This is a genomic window from Arthrobacter sp. CMU6, from assembly GCF_059090205.1.
Genome location: NZ_JBNHFL010000006.1, coordinates 1 through 15927, shown reverse-complemented (window position 1 = coordinate 15927; position 15927 = coordinate 1). Strand labels below are relative to the sequence as shown.

The 15927-nt window shown below is 67.0% G+C and carries 11 protein-coding genes and 1 rRNA gene; 5 read left to right on the top strand and 7 right to left on the bottom strand.

The genetic code is table 11. The features are described from left to right. Positions 1–48: 48 nt before the first annotated feature. Positions 49–975, top strand: a complete 927-nt coding sequence (locus AC5RWD_RS05680) for an AEC family transporter (RefSeq protein ID WP_494019081.1) — start codon at positions 49–51, stop codon at positions 973–975. Positions 976–1030: 55 nt separating this feature from the next. Beyond that, complete coding sequence (locus AC5RWD_RS05675) at positions 1031–2152, top strand: FAD-dependent oxidoreductase (protein WP_494019080.1); 1122 nt, start codon at positions 1031–1033, stop codon at positions 2150–2152. A 71-nt stretch (positions 2153–2223) separates the two neighbouring features. Here the strand turns inward: AC5RWD_RS05675 and AC5RWD_RS05670 are convergent, their stop codons facing one another. Continuing rightward, on the bottom strand, positions 2224–4866 hold the full coding sequence (locus AC5RWD_RS05670; RefSeq protein ID WP_494019079.1) for a trehalase-like domain-containing protein: 2643 nt from the start codon (positions 4864–4866) through the stop codon (positions 2224–2226). A 130-nt stretch (positions 4867–4996) separates the two neighbouring features. Next, complete coding sequence (locus tag AC5RWD_RS05665; RefSeq protein WP_494019078.1) at positions 4997–6073, bottom strand: right-handed parallel beta-helix repeat-containing protein; 1077 nt, start codon at positions 6071–6073, stop codon at positions 4997–4999. Here AC5RWD_RS05665 and AC5RWD_RS05660 point away from each other — a divergent pair. Next, positions 6066–6287 (top strand): hypothetical protein, encoded by a 222-nt coding sequence (locus AC5RWD_RS05660; RefSeq protein ID WP_494019077.1) that lies wholly within the window; start codon positions 6066–6068, stop codon positions 6285–6287. The two genes, AC5RWD_RS05665 and AC5RWD_RS05660, sit on opposite strands and share 8 nt — an antisense overlap. A 343-nt stretch (positions 6288–6630) precedes the next feature. Here AC5RWD_RS05660 and AC5RWD_RS05655 read toward each other — a convergent pair whose 3' ends face one another. Next, positions 6631–7620, bottom strand: a complete 990-nt coding sequence (locus AC5RWD_RS05655) for an LLM class flavin-dependent oxidoreductase (RefSeq protein ID WP_494019076.1) — start codon at positions 7618–7620, stop codon at positions 6631–6633. 153 nt (positions 7621–7773) lie between these two features. Between AC5RWD_RS05655 and AC5RWD_RS05650 the strand changes: the two genes are divergently transcribed. Both AC5RWD_RS05650 and AC5RWD_RS05645 read left to right on the top strand, forming a co-directional pair. Further along, entirely contained in the window at positions 7774–9501 is a 1728-nt protein-coding gene (locus AC5RWD_RS05650) for a helicase HerA-like domain-containing protein (RefSeq protein WP_494019075.1), read from the top strand. A 129-nt stretch (positions 9502–9630) separates the two neighbouring features. Further along, positions 9631–10623 carry a hypothetical protein gene (locus AC5RWD_RS05645; protein ID WP_494019074.1) on the top strand — a complete coding sequence of 331 codons (993 nt, stop codon included), beginning with the start codon at positions 9631–9633 and terminating at the stop codon, positions 10621–10623. A gap of 163 nt (positions 10624–10786) precedes the next feature. Here the strand turns inward: AC5RWD_RS05645 and AC5RWD_RS05640 are convergent, their stop codons facing one another. From AC5RWD_RS05640 to rrf, 4 genes are all read right to left on the bottom strand, one after another. Then, entirely contained in the window at positions 10787–12769 is a 1983-nt protein-coding gene (locus tag AC5RWD_RS05640) for an NHL domain-containing thioredoxin family protein (protein ID WP_494019073.1), read from the bottom strand. Continuing rightward, on the bottom strand, positions 12769–14931 hold the full coding sequence (locus AC5RWD_RS05635; RefSeq protein WP_494019072.1) for a bifunctional copper resistance protein CopD/cytochrome c oxidase assembly protein: 2163 nt from the start codon (positions 14929–14931) through the stop codon (positions 12769–12771). The genes AC5RWD_RS05640 and AC5RWD_RS05635 overlap by 1 nt, the downstream gene beginning before the upstream one ends. Before the next feature lie 130 nt (positions 14932–15061). Beyond that, positions 15062–15346: an HU family DNA-binding protein gene (locus AC5RWD_RS05630; RefSeq protein ID WP_003803320.1), complete on the bottom strand. Its 285-nt coding sequence runs from the start codon at positions 15344–15346 to the stop codon at positions 15062–15064. A gap of 485 nt (positions 15347–15831) precedes the next feature. Further along, positions 15832–15927: ribosomal RNA gene (rrf, locus tag AC5RWD_RS05625) — 5S ribosomal RNA — on the bottom strand; the annotation flags it as partial.

Here is a 15927-nt window from a genome sequence, read left to right as displayed (position 1 = left end):
GATGGTGGATGCCACCCCCTGCCCTAGCCTGCCCCCGGCGGCGACCCCGTGCTAGGCGTCCTCGCAGGCTTTTTTGTGGTCTGGTCCATCATCCTGGTGGGCATGTTCGTGGGCAGGCGGAAAATCCTCGGCGAGAATGCCCGCCAGGTCCTGAGCGGGCTGACCTTCTTCGTGGCCAGTCCCGCGCTGCTCTTCGAGACGCTGAGCAGGGCGAGCCTGCGGGACGTGTTCGCCGCGCCGCTGCTGGTGGCGGCAGTCGGCGCTGTCACCACCGCTGCCCTGTTCTTCGTCATCGTCAGGTTCCTGCTCAAGCGCACCGTTCCGGAATCACTGATGTCGTCCATGAGCGCATCGCTGGCCAACTCCGCCAACCTGGGCATCCCGATTGCCGTGTACGTCCTCGGCGACGCCAGCCATGTGGCTCCCCTGCTGATCTTTCAGCTGGCCTTTTTCACGCCGATTTTCCTCATGGCCCTTGATGCCACCACCAGCTCGCACCGCACCACGCCGCTCCGGTTCGTCATGCTGATCCTGAAGAACCCCATGATCGTCGGTTCAGCCCTCGGCCTGCTGGTCGCCGGCACAGGGTGGCAGGTCCCGCCGCTGCTCCTGGAACCCATCCACCTGATCGGCGGCGCCGCAATTCCTGCCATGCTGATGGCCTTCGGCATGAGCCTGAACGGGTCAAAGCCGCTGCAGGCAGCGGCCGGCCGGAGAACCGATGCCCTGCTGGCCAGCGGCTTCAAGCTCTTCGTGCACCCGGCGATCGCGTATCTCTTCGCGCGCTTCGCCCTCGGGCTGGACGGCCCCGCGCTGTTCGCCGTGGTGGTCACGTCCGCCCTGCCCACCGCGCAGAATGTGTTCGTCGCCGCCAGCCGGTACAAGGCCGGGCTTACGGTTGCCAAGGACACCGTCCTGATCACCACGATCGTTGCCGTGCCTGCGATGATCGGTGTGGCCCTGCTTCTGGCATAACTGCCGCCCCGTCCCCGACCGCTCCGCGCGTCTGCCGCCCGAACTGGAGGAAATCTTGAACAGCACCCTGGACACCGTGATCATCGGAGGCGGAGCCATGGGTTCCGCAGCCGCCTGGGCGCTGGCCGCCCGCGGTCGCGACGTGACGCTGCTCGAGCAGTTCACGCCCGGCCACCACAAGGGCGCCTCGCACGGCGCCACCCGGAACCTGAGCCTTGCCTACGCCGAGCCCGAGTACGTGGCCATGCTGGCCGAAACGCTGAAGCTCTGGGCCGAGCTCGAAGATGAGAGCGGCGAACGGCTGCTCGCGCGCACCGGCGTCGTCAACCACGGCCCTGACCCCCGCCTCGGCGAGATCCACGCGGCACTGAACAGCGCCGGACTGCGGGCTGACTTCGTGCCGATCGCCGAGGCAGGCGAGCGCTGGCGCGGCATCCGCTTCGACCAGCAGGTGCTCCACATGCCCGACGGCGGCCAGCTCAACCCCGAGGCCGCCCTCCCGGCGTTCCAGCGGCTCGCGGCACGCAACGGCGCCGCCGTCCGGCACGGCGTGAAGGTTGTGGGGCTGGAAATACTCGACGACGGCGTCCGGCTCACCGTGGACGGCGGCGGGCGGACGGAGGTGCTCACCGCCAGGCAGGCGGTGGTCACCGTTGGCGGCTGGACCTCCAAGCTGCTCGCAGGCTCAATTGCCACCCCGCGCCTGACGGTCACGCAGGAGCAGCCCGCGCACTTCGGCATCACCGACGACGGCGCAACCTGGCCCGGATTCAACCATTTCCCCGGCGAGGGCGGCGACTACGCGGGCTTCTACTCCCCCGTGTACGGCATGCTCACCCCCGGCGAGGGCGTCAAGGCGGGCTGGCATGGAGTGGGCCCCGTGGTGGACCCGGACAGGCGGTCCTACCTGCCCGAACCGCGCCAGCGCGCCGCCCTGCAGCAGTACGCCAGGGACTGGCTGCCCGGCGTGGACGCCGACGCCATGACCGATATCAGCTGCACGTACACGACCGCTCCGGACCACAACTTCGTGCTGGACCGGATCGGCCCGGTGATCATAGGGGCGGGCTTCGCCGGCCACGGCTTCAAGTTCACGCCGGTGGTGGGCCGGATCCTTGCTGACCTTGCCACCGGGGAAGGCCCCGCGCCGGCGATTTTCGCGGCCTCCCGGGCCTAAGAACCCTCGTGCCTGGGAACCCTCGGGCCTAATGGCCCCCCGGGCGGGAACCCCAACCGGGACCGCCCGGGTCAGCTCCGCTGGTGCCGGTCCAGAAGCCGGGCGCAGCGGATGAAGCCGAGATGCGAGTAGGCCTGCGGGTGGTTCCCCAGGTGCGTCTCGGTGCCGGGGTCGTACTCCTCCGGCAACAACCCTGTCGGTCCGAAGAGGTTGACCAGCTGGTCGAAGAGGTCCCAGGCCTCGGCGATACGGCCCACCGCCACGTACGCCTCGATCAGCCAGGTGGTGCAGATGTGGAACCCGCCCTCCAGGCCCGGCAGGCCGTCGTCGTACTTGTACCGGAAAACCGTGGGTCCCACGCGGAGTTCCCGCTCCACGGCGGTGACGGTGTCCAGGAACCGCTGGTCGGTGACGTCGAGCAGGCCGGACAGCCCGATGTGCAGGACGGCGGCGTCGAGGTCGGGGCTGTCGTAGGCCACAGTGTAGGACGCGGCGGTGTGGTCCCACCCCTCGCTGAGCACCTCTTCGCGGATGGTCGCGGCCGTGTCCGCCCAGGCAGGTTCGGGGCTGCGGCCGTGGCGTGTGGCGGTGCGCAGTGCCCGGTCCAGGGCGACCCAGCACATCACCTTGGTGTAGACGTGGTGCCTCGGTGCGCGGCGCGCCTCCCAGATGCCGTGGTCCGGCTCATGCCACCGGGCCAGCACGGCACTGGCCATCTGGACCAGCAGCTCCCAGTGCTCGTCCGCCAGCGAACCCCGGGACTCGCTCAGCCCGTGGATTAGCTCGGCGATCGGGCCGAAGACATCCAGCTGGACCTGGTGGTCCGCGGCGTTGCCGATCCGCACGGGACGCGAGCCCGCATATCCGGGCAGGCTCTCGATAATGGCCTCCGTGGACAGCGGCGCGCCGGTGACCGAATACAGCGGATGCAGCCACTCCGGCCCCGGGGCGTTGGCCAGGATGCCTGTCAGCCACCTCAGGAAACCGTCGGCCTCCCCCGTTGACCCCAGATCCACCAGGGCACTGACGGTCATGGAGCCGTCGCGCAGCCAGCAGTAGCGGTAGTCCCAGTTGCGGGTCCCCCCGATGCCCTCCGGAAGGGACGTGGTGGGGGCCGCGAGCACCGCGCCGGTGGGCTCGTGGACCAGCGCGCGCAGCACCAGGGCCGAGCGCCGCACCAGGGACGGCTTGACGGATGGCAGCGCCAGGTTCTGGACCCAGCGGCGGGAGTGATGGGCGACGGCGGCCCTGCGGTCCGCTTCGTCCGTCCCTGCGTTGTCCTTCCAGGACGCGTGCTGGGGCTCCGTATCGCCGCACCGGAGGTTGAGGACAACCGGTCCGTGCTGCAGGTTGACCTCGGCGGTGGCCGTGGCGTGCCGTCCGTCCGAGGTGACGGCGAAGCTGACATCCGGCGCCAGCAGGATGATGGGGTCGGACGTGCCGACGACGTGAAGCTCCCCGCCGCGCGCCTCCATGCTGAAGGGCGCATTGGCGTAATCCGGCCGGGGCGCGAAGACGATCCGGGCCGCGCCGGTGCCGGACAGCACCCGGACCAGGCTGGTGATGCCTTCCGGGGCAGGCTCAAGATAGTCGGTTACTGTGACGTCCGCCCACCGTGTTTCCACGATCATGGTGCTGTCCACGTACCGCTGGCCAAGTACCCTCGACGCCTTGACCGGCTCCACGGAGAAGTGCCCGGCCGCGTCGCCTCCCAGGATGTGGGCAAAGAGGGAGCCCGAGTCCGGCAGGGGGTGGCTCATCCAGCAAATTTTTGCCTCGGGCGTCAGGAGTGCCGTGGAGGAGCCGTTCCCGATCATGGAGTGCCGCTCCAGGCCAACGGCATCCTCACCGAAAAGCCAGGCGCGGCGCAGCTCGAAGAGGATCCCCAGCACCCTGGCGAACGATTCCGGATCCTTCAGCCGGTATTTCGCCTGCGACGGCAGGTCCCCCACCCACAGCCCCATGTCCGGGCCGCGCAGCGTGGCCAGCGCCAGTTCGTCGCTTACGGCATCCCCCGCGTACAGCGCAGCGCTCACACCCAGCCGGGCCCGCAGGTGGTCCAGGGCATCGGCTTTGGAGGGCTGCACCACGGACAGGTCCAGGACGGAGCCGTCCACAATGAAGAACAGCCCAAGGGCCCGGGCAACCTCCTCCGCCTTCCGGGCACACTTGGCCGCGACATCCGGCGCGGCGGACCTGGTATGGACCGAGACCGCGACGGGTTTCCGTTCGATGGTGATTCCTTTGTAGGCACCCACCGCTTCGAGCAGCGCCTGGTTGGCCTGCTGCAGCACCGACTCGGTGGCCAGCGAGAGTCCGTGTGCGAATCCCATGTCGAACTCGGCCCCGTGCGAGCCCACCAGATGGACCTCGGCGGGAAGCCTGGAGACCGCGGCCAGGTCACGCAGGGATCTCCCCGAGATGACGGCGGCGTGCGTGTTGGGCAGGGCGGCCAGGGCCCTGAGGGCGATGGCCGCGCCGCCCAGCGGCAGTGTTTCCGTGGAGATGCCCTCCGCGGCACACAGGGTTCCGCCGTAATTGCAGGCGACGAGCAGCCCCGGGGTCCGGGCCAGGACCCTAAGTTCAGCGAGCAACTGGGGTGTGAGCCCGTCGTCGGACGCCTCCGACTGAACGAAGGCCCGCAGCAGGCCCAGGGGAAGGGATTTGGTCAGCAGTGCGGAATCGGCCACCGTTTGGTTGAGCGGAGTGGGCATGCGCGGCAATCCTTCGGATAATCCCCAATCGGTCTTGGACTCCTAAAGTGTCTGCCGCGGCCGTTTCCCCTGAATATCCCCCTTATTGCGTTCGTGTAACTTTGCAGGGCCCTGTTCCTGCCGGCTGGAATCAGCAGTTGGGCGAATCGTATTCGTAGGCTCCGGCATCGGCAGCGGCCGTTCCGGCGCAGTCGCCGTTCTGCACTGAAGGCTTGCTCATGAGGTCCACCGTGTAGGGCGTGCTGCCGGCCCTGTCGATGGCGGGGCTGGTGCCGGTGAGGCTGAGGTCCGCCGGCGCATTCGCGAAGCGGGTGGGTGCCGTCGTGGACGTGCTGTTGGGGGCGATGTTGGCGGGGCCGTTCAGGACGTTCTGCTTCTCGGTCCAGCCCGACCCATTGATCCACAGGGAGTTCTTGACGCCCGCAAGGATGTTGGCGCGGATCACCGTTGAGGCCGGGCACGTCGCGTGGCACACGAGCGCCTGCGACTGCGCGCCGGTCAGGTAGACAGTGTTGAACTCGAAAACGGTGCCGTTGGTGGGACCGAACGATGTTCCGTTTCCACGGGCAATGAGGCCCTTGGCCTCGGAGCAGTTGGCGCCGCAGGTTGAGCGGATCAGGTTGTAGCGGAAGATGTTGCCGTCCGCGGTTCCCGAGGACCTGCCAAGTTCGGAGAAGTTGTTGTTGTCCAGCGACACGTTGTGGTGAATGTTGTTGCGGTTGCCGTTGTAGATCTCGAACGCACCGCCGTCCTGGTTGTAGTCATAGGACTTGCCGGTGGACCCGCTGACGCTGTTGTTGGAAAACTCGTTGTCGTTGCCATTAATCAGCACGCCAAAAGCACCCGAGTCGTCACTGCAGTTCACGGCCGCCGACGTCCCGCAATTAGTGCCCGGCGTGTTCACATTCATCACGTTGTTGCTGGTCAGTGAATTTCCCGTGTATTTTCCGAAGTCCGAGCCGGTGCCCACTTTGAGCCCCACGGCATTGTTGGACGCACTGGAGTTCCGCACAGTATTGCGGTCGCCGGTAACGCTGATGCCGGCGTAGCCGCAGGCCACGGCGCGGAGACCCTCAACGGTGGTGTAGCTGCCGTTGATGCGGATGCAGTTTCCGGATTTTCCGCCGGTGACGATGGGCGCGTTGCCCGTGCCGTAACTGTTCAGCGTGATGGGGGCGGTGGAGGTTCCGCTTTGGGCGGTGACCACGCCGCCACTGAAGGTGTCGCCGCGGCGGAAACTGACGGTGTCACCTGGCTTGAGAACCGCCTGGTTGACCTTGGAGAGCGTCTTCCAGGCCGATGTGCTGGTTGCGCCGGAGTTGCTGTCACTGCCGGCGGCGCTGACGTATCTTCATGTTATTTACCTGCATCTGATCCATGGCGGGAAGTGCTTTATGGCAGAGCAAATGCCTTATTCGTAAAGCACCCCCCGCGCAGCCGGCAAATCACAGGCGGTGAATGACAGCCTGGCGAATCAGGATCGCGCACACCGAATTACCCCGCCCGCGGTATCCGGGGCGGGACAACGGCATGTTGTGATTTGAGACCGCTACATTCAACCCAGCCGGCAATGAGTGTTTAGATTGAGACCTTGCGCACTTAAAGCTAGGTTCCGCACCGGCCCAAGTCAAAGATATCTGTTGAACAACCGGGGCCCTGAATTGCCCTATAAGGACACCGATATTCGTTACTCCCGCTTTGACCTGCGGGTTTAGTCAAAGCACACCCGGAGGGCGGCGGCAAATATTTCGTTGGCCCAGCGGGTCAGACGCCGACCAGTCCGGCTACCTCGGCAAGGAGTTCAACCGAGCGCAGCCGTTCTGCCGTTCCGGTGCTCTGGTGCGCCACGATGAGCTCGTCGGCGTCGGCGTGCCGGGCAAAGCCGTCCAGGTACTCCAGCACGACGTCCGGGGTGCCCACGGCCGAGTACTTCATCATCTGCGAGACGTGCTGTCCCTGGGGGGAATCCAGGATCATGTCCGCTTCGTCGTCGGTGAACTGCCGTCCGCCGCCGAAGAACAGTGAGACACGGGCACGCATCGTGGCGCGAAGCATTTCCTGGGCGTCCGAGGCGGAGTCGGCGGCCACCACGTTGACGCCGGCAATGACGTGCGGCGCTGCCAGCTGCTCTGACGGCTTGAACTCGCGGCGGTAAACGGCGACGGCGTCCTGCAGCGCGTTCGGAGCGAAGTGGGAGGCGAAGGCGTACGGCAGCCCCAGCTGCGCCGCCAGCCTTGCCCCGAAGAGGGATGACCCCAGAATGTAGAGGGGCACGTTGGTGCCCCTGCCCGGCGTCGCCTCCACGCCCTGCACGCGGGTGGGCCCGCTGAGGTAGCCCTGCAGCTCCAGGACGTCCTGCGGGAAGGTGTCGGCCGAATGCGGGTCACGGCGCAGTGCGCGCATGGTGTTCTGGTCGCTGCCGGGCGCACGGCCGAGGCCCAGGTCAATCCGGCCGGGATGCAGTGTCTCCAGCGTGCCGAACTGCTCGGCGATGGTGAGCGGGGAATGGTTGGGCAGCATCACGCCGCCGGCACCCAGCCTGATGCTCTCGGTGTGGGCGGCCACGTGGGCGATCAGCACGGACGTGGCAGAGGACGCGATGGAGGACATGTTGTGGTGCTCGGCGTACCAGACCCGCCGGTAGCCAAGTTTTTCGGCCAGCTGGGCCATGGCGACGCTCCCGGCAAAGCTCTCCGCCGCCGTCTGGCCCTTGCCGATGGTTGCCAGGTCGAGGATGGAGAGGGGAACAGTCACGGCGGGATGGCCTTTCGTAGGGGGAGCGCAGCTGCCGGCTTCGCGGGGGACCGGCACATTGGGAACAACGACGGCGGAGCCCGGGTTATTTCTTTCCGCGCCGGTGACGCTGTCCACATATCCCGCCAATGCGCCTCCCGCTATGCTGGCGGCATGGCCAACAAGTCCACCGCAGATAAAGTAGGCACCATCCAAAAGGGCTACGCCCTGGAGGGTGCCACCATCGAGCTGGGCGCCGCCATCGTCGACGGCGAACTGCACAAGGACGCGCCGGTCCGGCTGCCGCTGTCCATGATGAACCGGCACGGACTCGTGGCCGGCGCCACCGGGACAGGCAAGACCGTCACCCTGCACATGATGGCGGAGCAGCTCTCGACCGCCGGGGTGCCGGTATTCCTGGCGGACATCAAGGGCGACCTTTCAGGGCTGGCCACGGCGGCCGCCGGGAGCGAGAAGCTGGCCAAACGGACCGAGAGCATCGGGCAGGCGTGGTCAGGGAAGACGTTTCCGGTGGAGTTCCTGGCCCTCGGCGGGGACGGCGACGGTATTCCCGTCCGCGCCACGATTACGTCGTTCGGGCCCATCCTGCTCGCCCGGGTCCTGGAGCTCAACGACACGCAGGAATCCAGCCTCCAGCTCGTGTTCCACTTTGCGGACAAGAACAACCTTGAGCTGGTGGATCTGAAGGATCTGCGTGCCGTCATCCAGTTCCTCATCTCCGACGAGGGCAAGGAAGCGCTCAAGGACCTGGGCGGCCTCTCCAAGGCCACTGCCGGCGTCATCCTCCGCGAACTGGTGACCCTCGAGGCGCAGGGCATGGAGCGGTTCTTCGGCGAGCCCGAGTTCGACACCGCAGAGCTGCTCCGCACGGCGCCTGACGGGCGTGGCGTCATCAGCTGCCTGGAGCTGCCCACCCTGCAGACCAAGCCGTTGGTCTTCTCCACCTTCCTCATGTGGCTGCTCGCGGATCTGTTCGAGGACCTGCCCGAAGCCGGCGACCTCGACAAGCCCAAGCTCGTGTTCTTCCTGGATGAGGCGCACCTGCTCTTCAATGACGCCTCCAAGGCCTTCCTGGAAGCCATCACCACCACGGTCCGGCTGATCCGCTCCAAGGGCGTGGGCATCTTCTTCGTCACGCAGACCCCGAAGGATGTCCCTGCAGATGTCCTGGGGCAGCTGGCCAACCGTGTCCAGCACGCCCTCCGGGCATTCACGCCGGAGGATGCGAAGGCCCTCAAGGCCACTGTCTCCACGTTCCCGGTCAGCGACTACGACCTCGAGGAAACCCTGACGTCAGCGGGCATCGGCGAAGCCGTCATCACGGTGATGAACGAAAGAGGAGCCCCGACGCCGGTTGCCCTGACCCGCCTCCGGGCGCCGGAGTCCGTGATGGGTCCCAGCGCCGTCGAACTGGTCAGGAGCACCGTGGCGGGGTCAGCGCTGCTCGCGAAGTATGGCACCGCGGTGGACAACGTCTCAGCGTACGAGAAGCTGACCGGCAAGGCCGGGGCGTCCACGGGCGCCGCGGCACCCGGGCAGCCGCCCGTGCCGTCGCCCGAGGTGTTCGTCCCGGGCAGTCCCGACCCAACAGCCATCGACGACGAAGCCCGCCGCATCGAGGAGGAGATCCTCGGCCGCCCCAGCAGCAGGCAGCCGGGCAGCAGCCAGCCCAGCAGCGGGCAGGCCGACGGCCGTTCCGTACCTCCGCCCCCGGCCAGGCGTCAGGCTCCCCAGCCGGGCGGCATGATGGACGACATCACCGGCGCCCTCGGCGGGGTCCTTGGCAGCGGCCTGAAAAGCATGGCCCGGTCCATGGGAACGCAGCTCGGCCGGGAGCTCCTGCGGGGCGTTTTCGGCACCTCGTCCCGGCGCCGCCGCTAGCGGAAGGTAACGCCAAAAGCGGCGGGTGAGGCCCCGCCGTCGGGCGTTCCTGCGCACCGGGCGGGCGTCATGGGGACCGGCGCTACTCCAGAGTTGCGTGGCGTTGCAGGTAACGTGGGGGGCGTGCAAATGAGTCAAGCGTTGGTGAAGACGGCGGCCGGATGGCTGCTGGGCCTCATGCTTGCCATCGTTGGCGCCATCGTTTCGGTCAATCTGGTCAACTCCTCCGTGGCCAGTCCGCAGCAGCCCGTGCGCGAATATCTGGAGGCCCTGCAGCACGGCGAAGGCGAGCGGGCGCTTGGCCTGCTCCGCGCGTCGGTGCCGGACGCCGATGCCGCCATGCTCGACGGCACTGCACTGCAGACGTCGGCATCGCGGATCACGAACGTCAGGCTCGGCGCCGCAGTGGGGCGCGGCGGCAACCGGGTTATGGTGCCGATGGACTACACCATCGACGGCAGCCAGCTGCACACCGAGTTCCTGCTCGAGAGCACGGGCACCGAGTGGCTGTTCTTCCATAAGTGGTCCTTCGTGCCGACCACCCTGCCCACTGTGGACGTCACGGTGGTGAACTCCAGCGAGGCAACGATGAACGGTGTGCCGGTGAACATGCCGGGCGGCCACAACAGCTTCGCCGTGTTCTACCCGGGCGAGTACGAGGCGTCCCTGAACGGCCAGTACTTCGCAGCTCCCCCCACGCGGGCCACGGTCTCCGGGCGGGAAGCTCCCGCTGCCCCGCTGAACCTGCTCACGCATGCCACGGACGAACTGAACCAGGCGGTGTCCGCCCGGGTCAAGGAGTTCCTCGACAAGTGCGCGGCCGAAGCCGGCCAGCAGCAGAAGCTTCAACCCGACTGCCCGTTCTACCACGTGACCAACAACCGTGTGGTGGACGGGACCATCAAGTGGAGCATCACCGAGTACCCGAAGATCACCATCGAGCCATTTGACGGCCGGTGGGTGGTGGCGCCGCTGGACGGCAAGGCAAAGATTACCGCCGAGCAGATCGACCTGTTCACCGGAGTTGTCTCGCCCCTGGACGTGGAGCACGATTTCAGCTTCACCACGCGGCTGGACATCGACGGCGACACCATCAAGGTCACGCCGCTGCTCACCTTCTAGGTTCCGCTGAGCCGGAACCCGCTTTTGGCCCGCCGCACCCTCATGCCCGCTGCCCTAAGCCAGCGGCAGCCCCTTAACGCCAGCGGTCCATTAACGCCGGCGGCCCAGCCTTCTCGCCGTGAGGGCTGAAAGCCGGGCCGCTTGGTCAGAACAGCGGGAACCTTTAGTCCATGCCGCGCAGGTCCAGCACCAGATCAGTGTCGCCGTCAGCCTGCAGCACCACAGGGATGCCCCAGTCCTGCTGGTACAGGTGGCAGGCGGCGTGGTCGGGGATCTCGCCGTCTTCGGTTTCTGGGCCGTCGCAAGCGGCTGCGCGGGCCGTGATGTGCAGGATGCCCTCCGGAACGTCGGAGGCCAGCTCGAGCGTACGGAGCAGGCCCACGGAGGTCCCGCCGCCGGCCACGAGCAGCTCCGGCGGGGTGGAGGAAATCTTCAGCTGCGTGGGGTCTCCCCAGCGGTCATCGAGCTTCTGCCCGGTGGGCGCCGTGAAGCGGACCGCGAGCTCCAGCAGCCCGGGCGCCACGGGGCTCTTGGGCCGGTGCGTCTGGGAGGCGCCCTCGTCCACCTGCTGGGCTTCCTTGGGGATGGGCACGTACACCAGCTGGTGCTTGTTCGCCTCCACCACCACCAGCAGCGGCTCGGAACCGGCCACCTGGGTGTGGTCGACGATCACGTCGGACGGCTCGGCAAGTCCCCGGGCCAGGGTGGACACGGTACCGGCGGCCGGATCGTAGCGGCGCACAGCACCGTTGTAGGTGTCGGCGATGGCCACGGACCCGTCCGGCAGCACGGTGACGCCCAGCGGGTGCTGCAGGCGTGCCCCGGACGCCTCGCCGTCGCGGAAGCCGAAGTCGAACAGGCCCTTGCCCACGGCTGATTCAACGGTGACTGTTCCGTCGTCGCCGATTACCAGCTTGCGCAGGGCAGAGGTTTCGGAGTCCGCAACCCAGATGTTTCCGTCGGCGTCCTCGGCCACGCCTGAAGGCTGCGCGAACCAGGCTTCGTGGGCGGGTCCGTCCAGCAGGCCTTCCAGTCCGTTGCCAGCGACGATCGAGACGTCCCCGGTGAGCGGCTCGTAGCTGAAGATCTGGTGCACGCCGGCCATGGCGATCACCACGGCGTTCAGCTTGCTGGACCAGACGACATCCCACGGCGAGCTGAGGGCCACGTCCAGTGGGTGGTCGCCCAGGCGTCCGGTGAAGCCGGCCGCGTCCTCGTCCACGCGGGCGGGCCCGGTTTCGAGGAGCCGCTGCACACCGCTGCCCACGAGGGTGGTGACGGTTCCGTCCGCAAGGGACAGTCCCCGCAGGCGGTGGTTGACGGAGTCGGCAATTACGACGTCGTAGCCCGTCTTTGCTGCCACGTCTTCCGGCAGCAGGACTAGACCCTGGGGTTCGTTGAACCGGGCGGTGCCGGCGGCACCGTCGAAGTGGCCCTTCTCCCCGGAGCCGTACGTGTTCAGTACGGTGTGGAAGTCGGTGGCAAGCTCCAGAACGCGGTGGTGGCCGGTATCGGTGACAAGCCAGGTGCCGGCGTCAGCGGCGCCGGCGGCAGCACCGGCGTCGGACGCTGAACCACGGCCGGACGGAAGGTACAGCGCCTTCCCCGGGAAGCGCAGGGTCCCCGACGTCGGCTCCGGGGCCACGTAGGGGCCGCTGCCGCGGTGCAGGGTGCCGCGGGCTTCGTGCTCGGCGATCAGCTCGGCGATGAGGACACCGAGGCCGTCCGCATGGCCTTCGCCCGAAAGGTGCGCCACGATGTAGCCCTCAGGGTCGATGACCACCAGGGTGGGCCAGGCGCGGGCGGTGTAGGCCTTCCAGGTTTCCAGTTCGGGGTCGTCCAGGACCGGGTGGTGGATCTCGTAGCGCTCAACGGCTGCTGCAAGGGCTACGGGATCGGCCTCGTGCTCGAACTTCGGCGAGTGCACGCCCACGGTGACCAGGACGTCGGAGTACTTTTCCTCCAGCGGCCGGAGCTCATCCAGCACGTGGAGGCAGTTGATGCAGCAAAAGGTCCAGAAGTCCAGGAGCACGATTTTGCCGCGGAGGGCGTGGAGGTCCAGGGTCTTGCCGCCGGTGTTCAGCCAGTTGCGGCCCACCAGTTCGGAGGCGCGGACCCGGTGGTGGGTGCGTACGGTTTCGCTCATCAGCGTCCTTCCAGCTTTGAGTCGCGTTCAGCCAGCTTGGCGTCACGTTCAGCCAATTTGGCAAACATATCGTTGTAAGCGGTGAGATCGGCGTCGTTATTCCTGTCCGCGGCTCGGTCGGTGCGGCGGGTCTCGCGTTCATCGGACCTGGACCACATGATGGCGACGCCGATCGCCACCAGCAGCGTGGGAACTTCACCGATGCCCCAGGCCACGGCGCCGCCCATTTGCTGGTCCAGGAGCGCCGGGGCGCCCCAGCTGCGGCCGAGGTTGCCGAAGTAGTCGGCGGCCAGCAGGTTGGTGCCGCCCATGATGGCCACCCCGAAGAAGGCGTGGAAGCCCATGGTGGCCAGCAGGAGCAGGAGCCGCAGGGGGTACGGCGCGCGGCGGGGAAGCGGGTCGGTGCCGATCATGCTGAGCACGAAGATGTAGCCGGTCAGCGCAAAGTGCAGGTTCATCAGCTCGTGGCCCACATGTTCCCGCATCGCGAGGCTGAAGGCATCCGAGTAGTAGAACAGCACGATGGAGCCGGCGAAGTTGGCGGCAGCGAACAGCGGGTGCGTGACCACCTGCGAGAACTTCGAGTGAACGAACAGCAGGAGCCATTCCCGGAGCCCGCGGGACCCGTCCTTCCGAGCCGGAAGGGCCCGGAGCGCAAGCGTCACGGGGGCGCCGAGCACCAGGAAGATCGGGGCCACCATGGTGAGGGCCATGTGGTCCACCATGTGCGCCGAGAACAGTACGCGGCCGTATACCGACGGCGGTCCGGACGTGATGTAGGTCAGCACCAGCAGGCCGATGATCCAGTTTGTGGTGCGGAACCAGGCCCACTTGTCCCCGCGCGCCCGGACCTTGGCCACGCCCAGGAGGTAGGACACCAGGCCGAAAATGGCGACGGCGATCCAGAGCCAGTCCAGGCGCCATTCGGTCAACCAGCGTTCGGGCGTCAGTTCCGGGGGCAGCTCGTAGCCGGAGAGGATGAACGCCGGAGACGCGTCCGCAGCGTAGGTTGTTGGTTCCGGCGGCGCCGAGCGGCCCAGCGCGACGGCGATGCCGGACGTGGCGCCCATAATGAGGAGTTCGATGAGAATCAGCTGCCAAAGCACGCGCCGGGCGGACATGGCAGCCCCCGCACGGGCTAGCTGCGGGATGACCCACTGCCGGTGCATGAAGCCGATTCCGCCCAGCACCAGGGTGGCGGCGGACTTCGCGAGGATCAGCTGCCCGTAGGCCGAGCCGAAGAGGTCAGCCCAGCTGGTCACGCGGATGCTGGCATTGATGACGCCCGATGCGAGTACCAGCGCAAATGCGAACCCTGCGAGTGACGAGAACCGGCGGAGGACCGGTTCGGTGATGTCGAGGACGCCCGGCTGGGACGTGTGGCCGCTGCGGGCCTGGCTGCGCGGCGCGAGGATACCGGAGAGGAGGGCGAGCAGGATGATGCCGCCTACCCAGACGCTGACCCCCACCAGGTGCAGGCCCAGCGAGTTGATGGCGCCCTCGTGGTCGTTGGAGCTGGCGGAGTGGCCGATTAGTGCAGTGGGGACCAGGCCGATCAATGCCAGCAGCAGCGTAAACACCAGCCCGGTCAGGGAGCGCACCCCGAAGAGGGCTGTTGTTACGACAGCGGCGATGATAGTGACGGCCAGCCAGGCGCGCCCCGTTTCAATGTCTGTCATGAAGAAGACGAGGGCACGGGTGAACTCAGCATCCCCGGAGATGCCCTGGCCCGCCACGTCGGAGTACGTCAGTACCAGGACGGCAATGGCGGACAGCGTCCAGGCCACGCCTGCGGCTGCGGCGATGGCAAGCGCGCGGGTGAAGGCGGGGTGCTCGGGCGCGTCATTGTCCTTCGCCCGCGCACCACCAAGCTTGTGCGGCAGGATACCTGCCGCGAAGATGAGCCCGCCGACTACAGCGGCAATGGAAACATTGTGGACGGCCTTGCTGACCGGCAGGCCCCAACGTACCAGCGCACCGGGGTCGGAAACTTCACGGGCGGCCGCGGCACCTGAGAACAGCAAGGCAGCCACCAGCCCCAGGAAGAGGGCACCGAGTCCGGCCAGCTGCCAGGCCCGCTGAATGCCGAAGGCACTGTCGGTGGCCCGCGTGCCCGAATCGGGCGCGGGTTGCGGAGTAAGGGGTTTTGCTGCTGAGGGCACCTATCCATTGTCCGCTACCGTCGCCAAGGCGGCGAATCGACGGCTGGGCCAATCGACGGTCGGGCCGATCGACGGTTAAAGCAAGAGGAGCGGCAACCCGCGGGTTGCCGCTCCTCTGAGCTGCGAAAGACTACTTCTTGGAGACAGCGGCCTTCAGCTTGGAGCCTGCGGTCAGCTTGACGCTGTGGCCGGCTGCAATCTGGATGGTCTCGCCGGTCTGCGGGTTGCGGCCAGTGCGGGCTGCACGGTCGGTGCGCTCAACTGCGAGCCAGCCCGGGATGGTGATCTTCTCGCCGGCGGCGACAGAAGATTCGAAAACCTCGAACAGTGCATCGAGCACGGAGTTGACGGCTGCCTGGCTGGTGCCGGCCTTGCCTGCTACCTCTGAAACAAGTTCACTACGGTTCTTAGCCATGTATGTCCTCCTGGACGCTCTTGATTCTGGATCCTGCATGCGGCGTGCGTGCAAGCCACTGTTCGAAAACTTACCAGCTTGCACCCGGGAGGGGGACAAATTCCGCGTGTTTCCGCGACTTTTTGACCTAAATCACCGGTATTTCAAGGATTTCAACCCAAAAGCGGCCTCCGGCTGGGGTCCACCCCCAGTACCTGACGTCCTCGATCCGGACGCTTCCTCACATCCCGTGGCCCGAACCCCGACGCGTCCTCACATCCCGTCGCCCCAACCCCGACGCGTCCTCACAGCTGGCGGGGCCTGCAGGAGCGTTTGAGTAAAGCACGCAGGATCTGAGGAAGGGTCGGGGAAACGACGGCAGGATCTGAGGAAGCGTCCGAAGGGCGGCCGGCCCGGGGGCCCGGGGGCGGGTGTGAAGGAGTGGTTTAAATGCGGGAGAGCCCCAACCAGGAACTGGTTGGGGCTCTCGACCTTTTTTAATGGTTGTCCGGCGGTGACCTACTCTCCCACACCCTCCCGGGTGCAGTACCATCGGCGCTGTGGGTCTTAGCTTCCGGGTTCGGAATGGGACCGGGCGTTTC

What these genes read in the sequence shown, in the direction of transcription:
- AC5RWD_RS05670 (WP_494019079.1), bottom strand. Translation starts at nt 4,866, where the DNA reads ATGCCCACTCCGCTCAACCAAACGGTGGCCGATTCCGCACTGCTGACC.
- AC5RWD_RS05650 (WP_494019075.1), top strand. Translation starts at nt 7,774, where the DNA reads ATGGCCAACAAGTCCACCGCAGATAAAGTAGGCACCATCCAAAAGGGC.
- AC5RWD_RS05645 (WP_494019074.1), top strand. Translation starts at nt 9,631, where the DNA reads ATGAGTCAAGCGTTGGTGAAGACGGCGGCCGGATGGCTGCTGGGCCTC.
- AC5RWD_RS05640 (WP_494019073.1), bottom strand. Translation starts at nt 12,769, where the DNA reads ATGAGCGAAACCGTACGCACCCACCACCGGGTCCGCGCCTCCGAACTG.
- AC5RWD_RS05630 (WP_003803320.1), bottom strand. Translation starts at nt 15,346, where the DNA reads ATGGCTAAGAACCGTAGTGAACTTGTTTCAGAGGTAGCAGGCAAGGCC.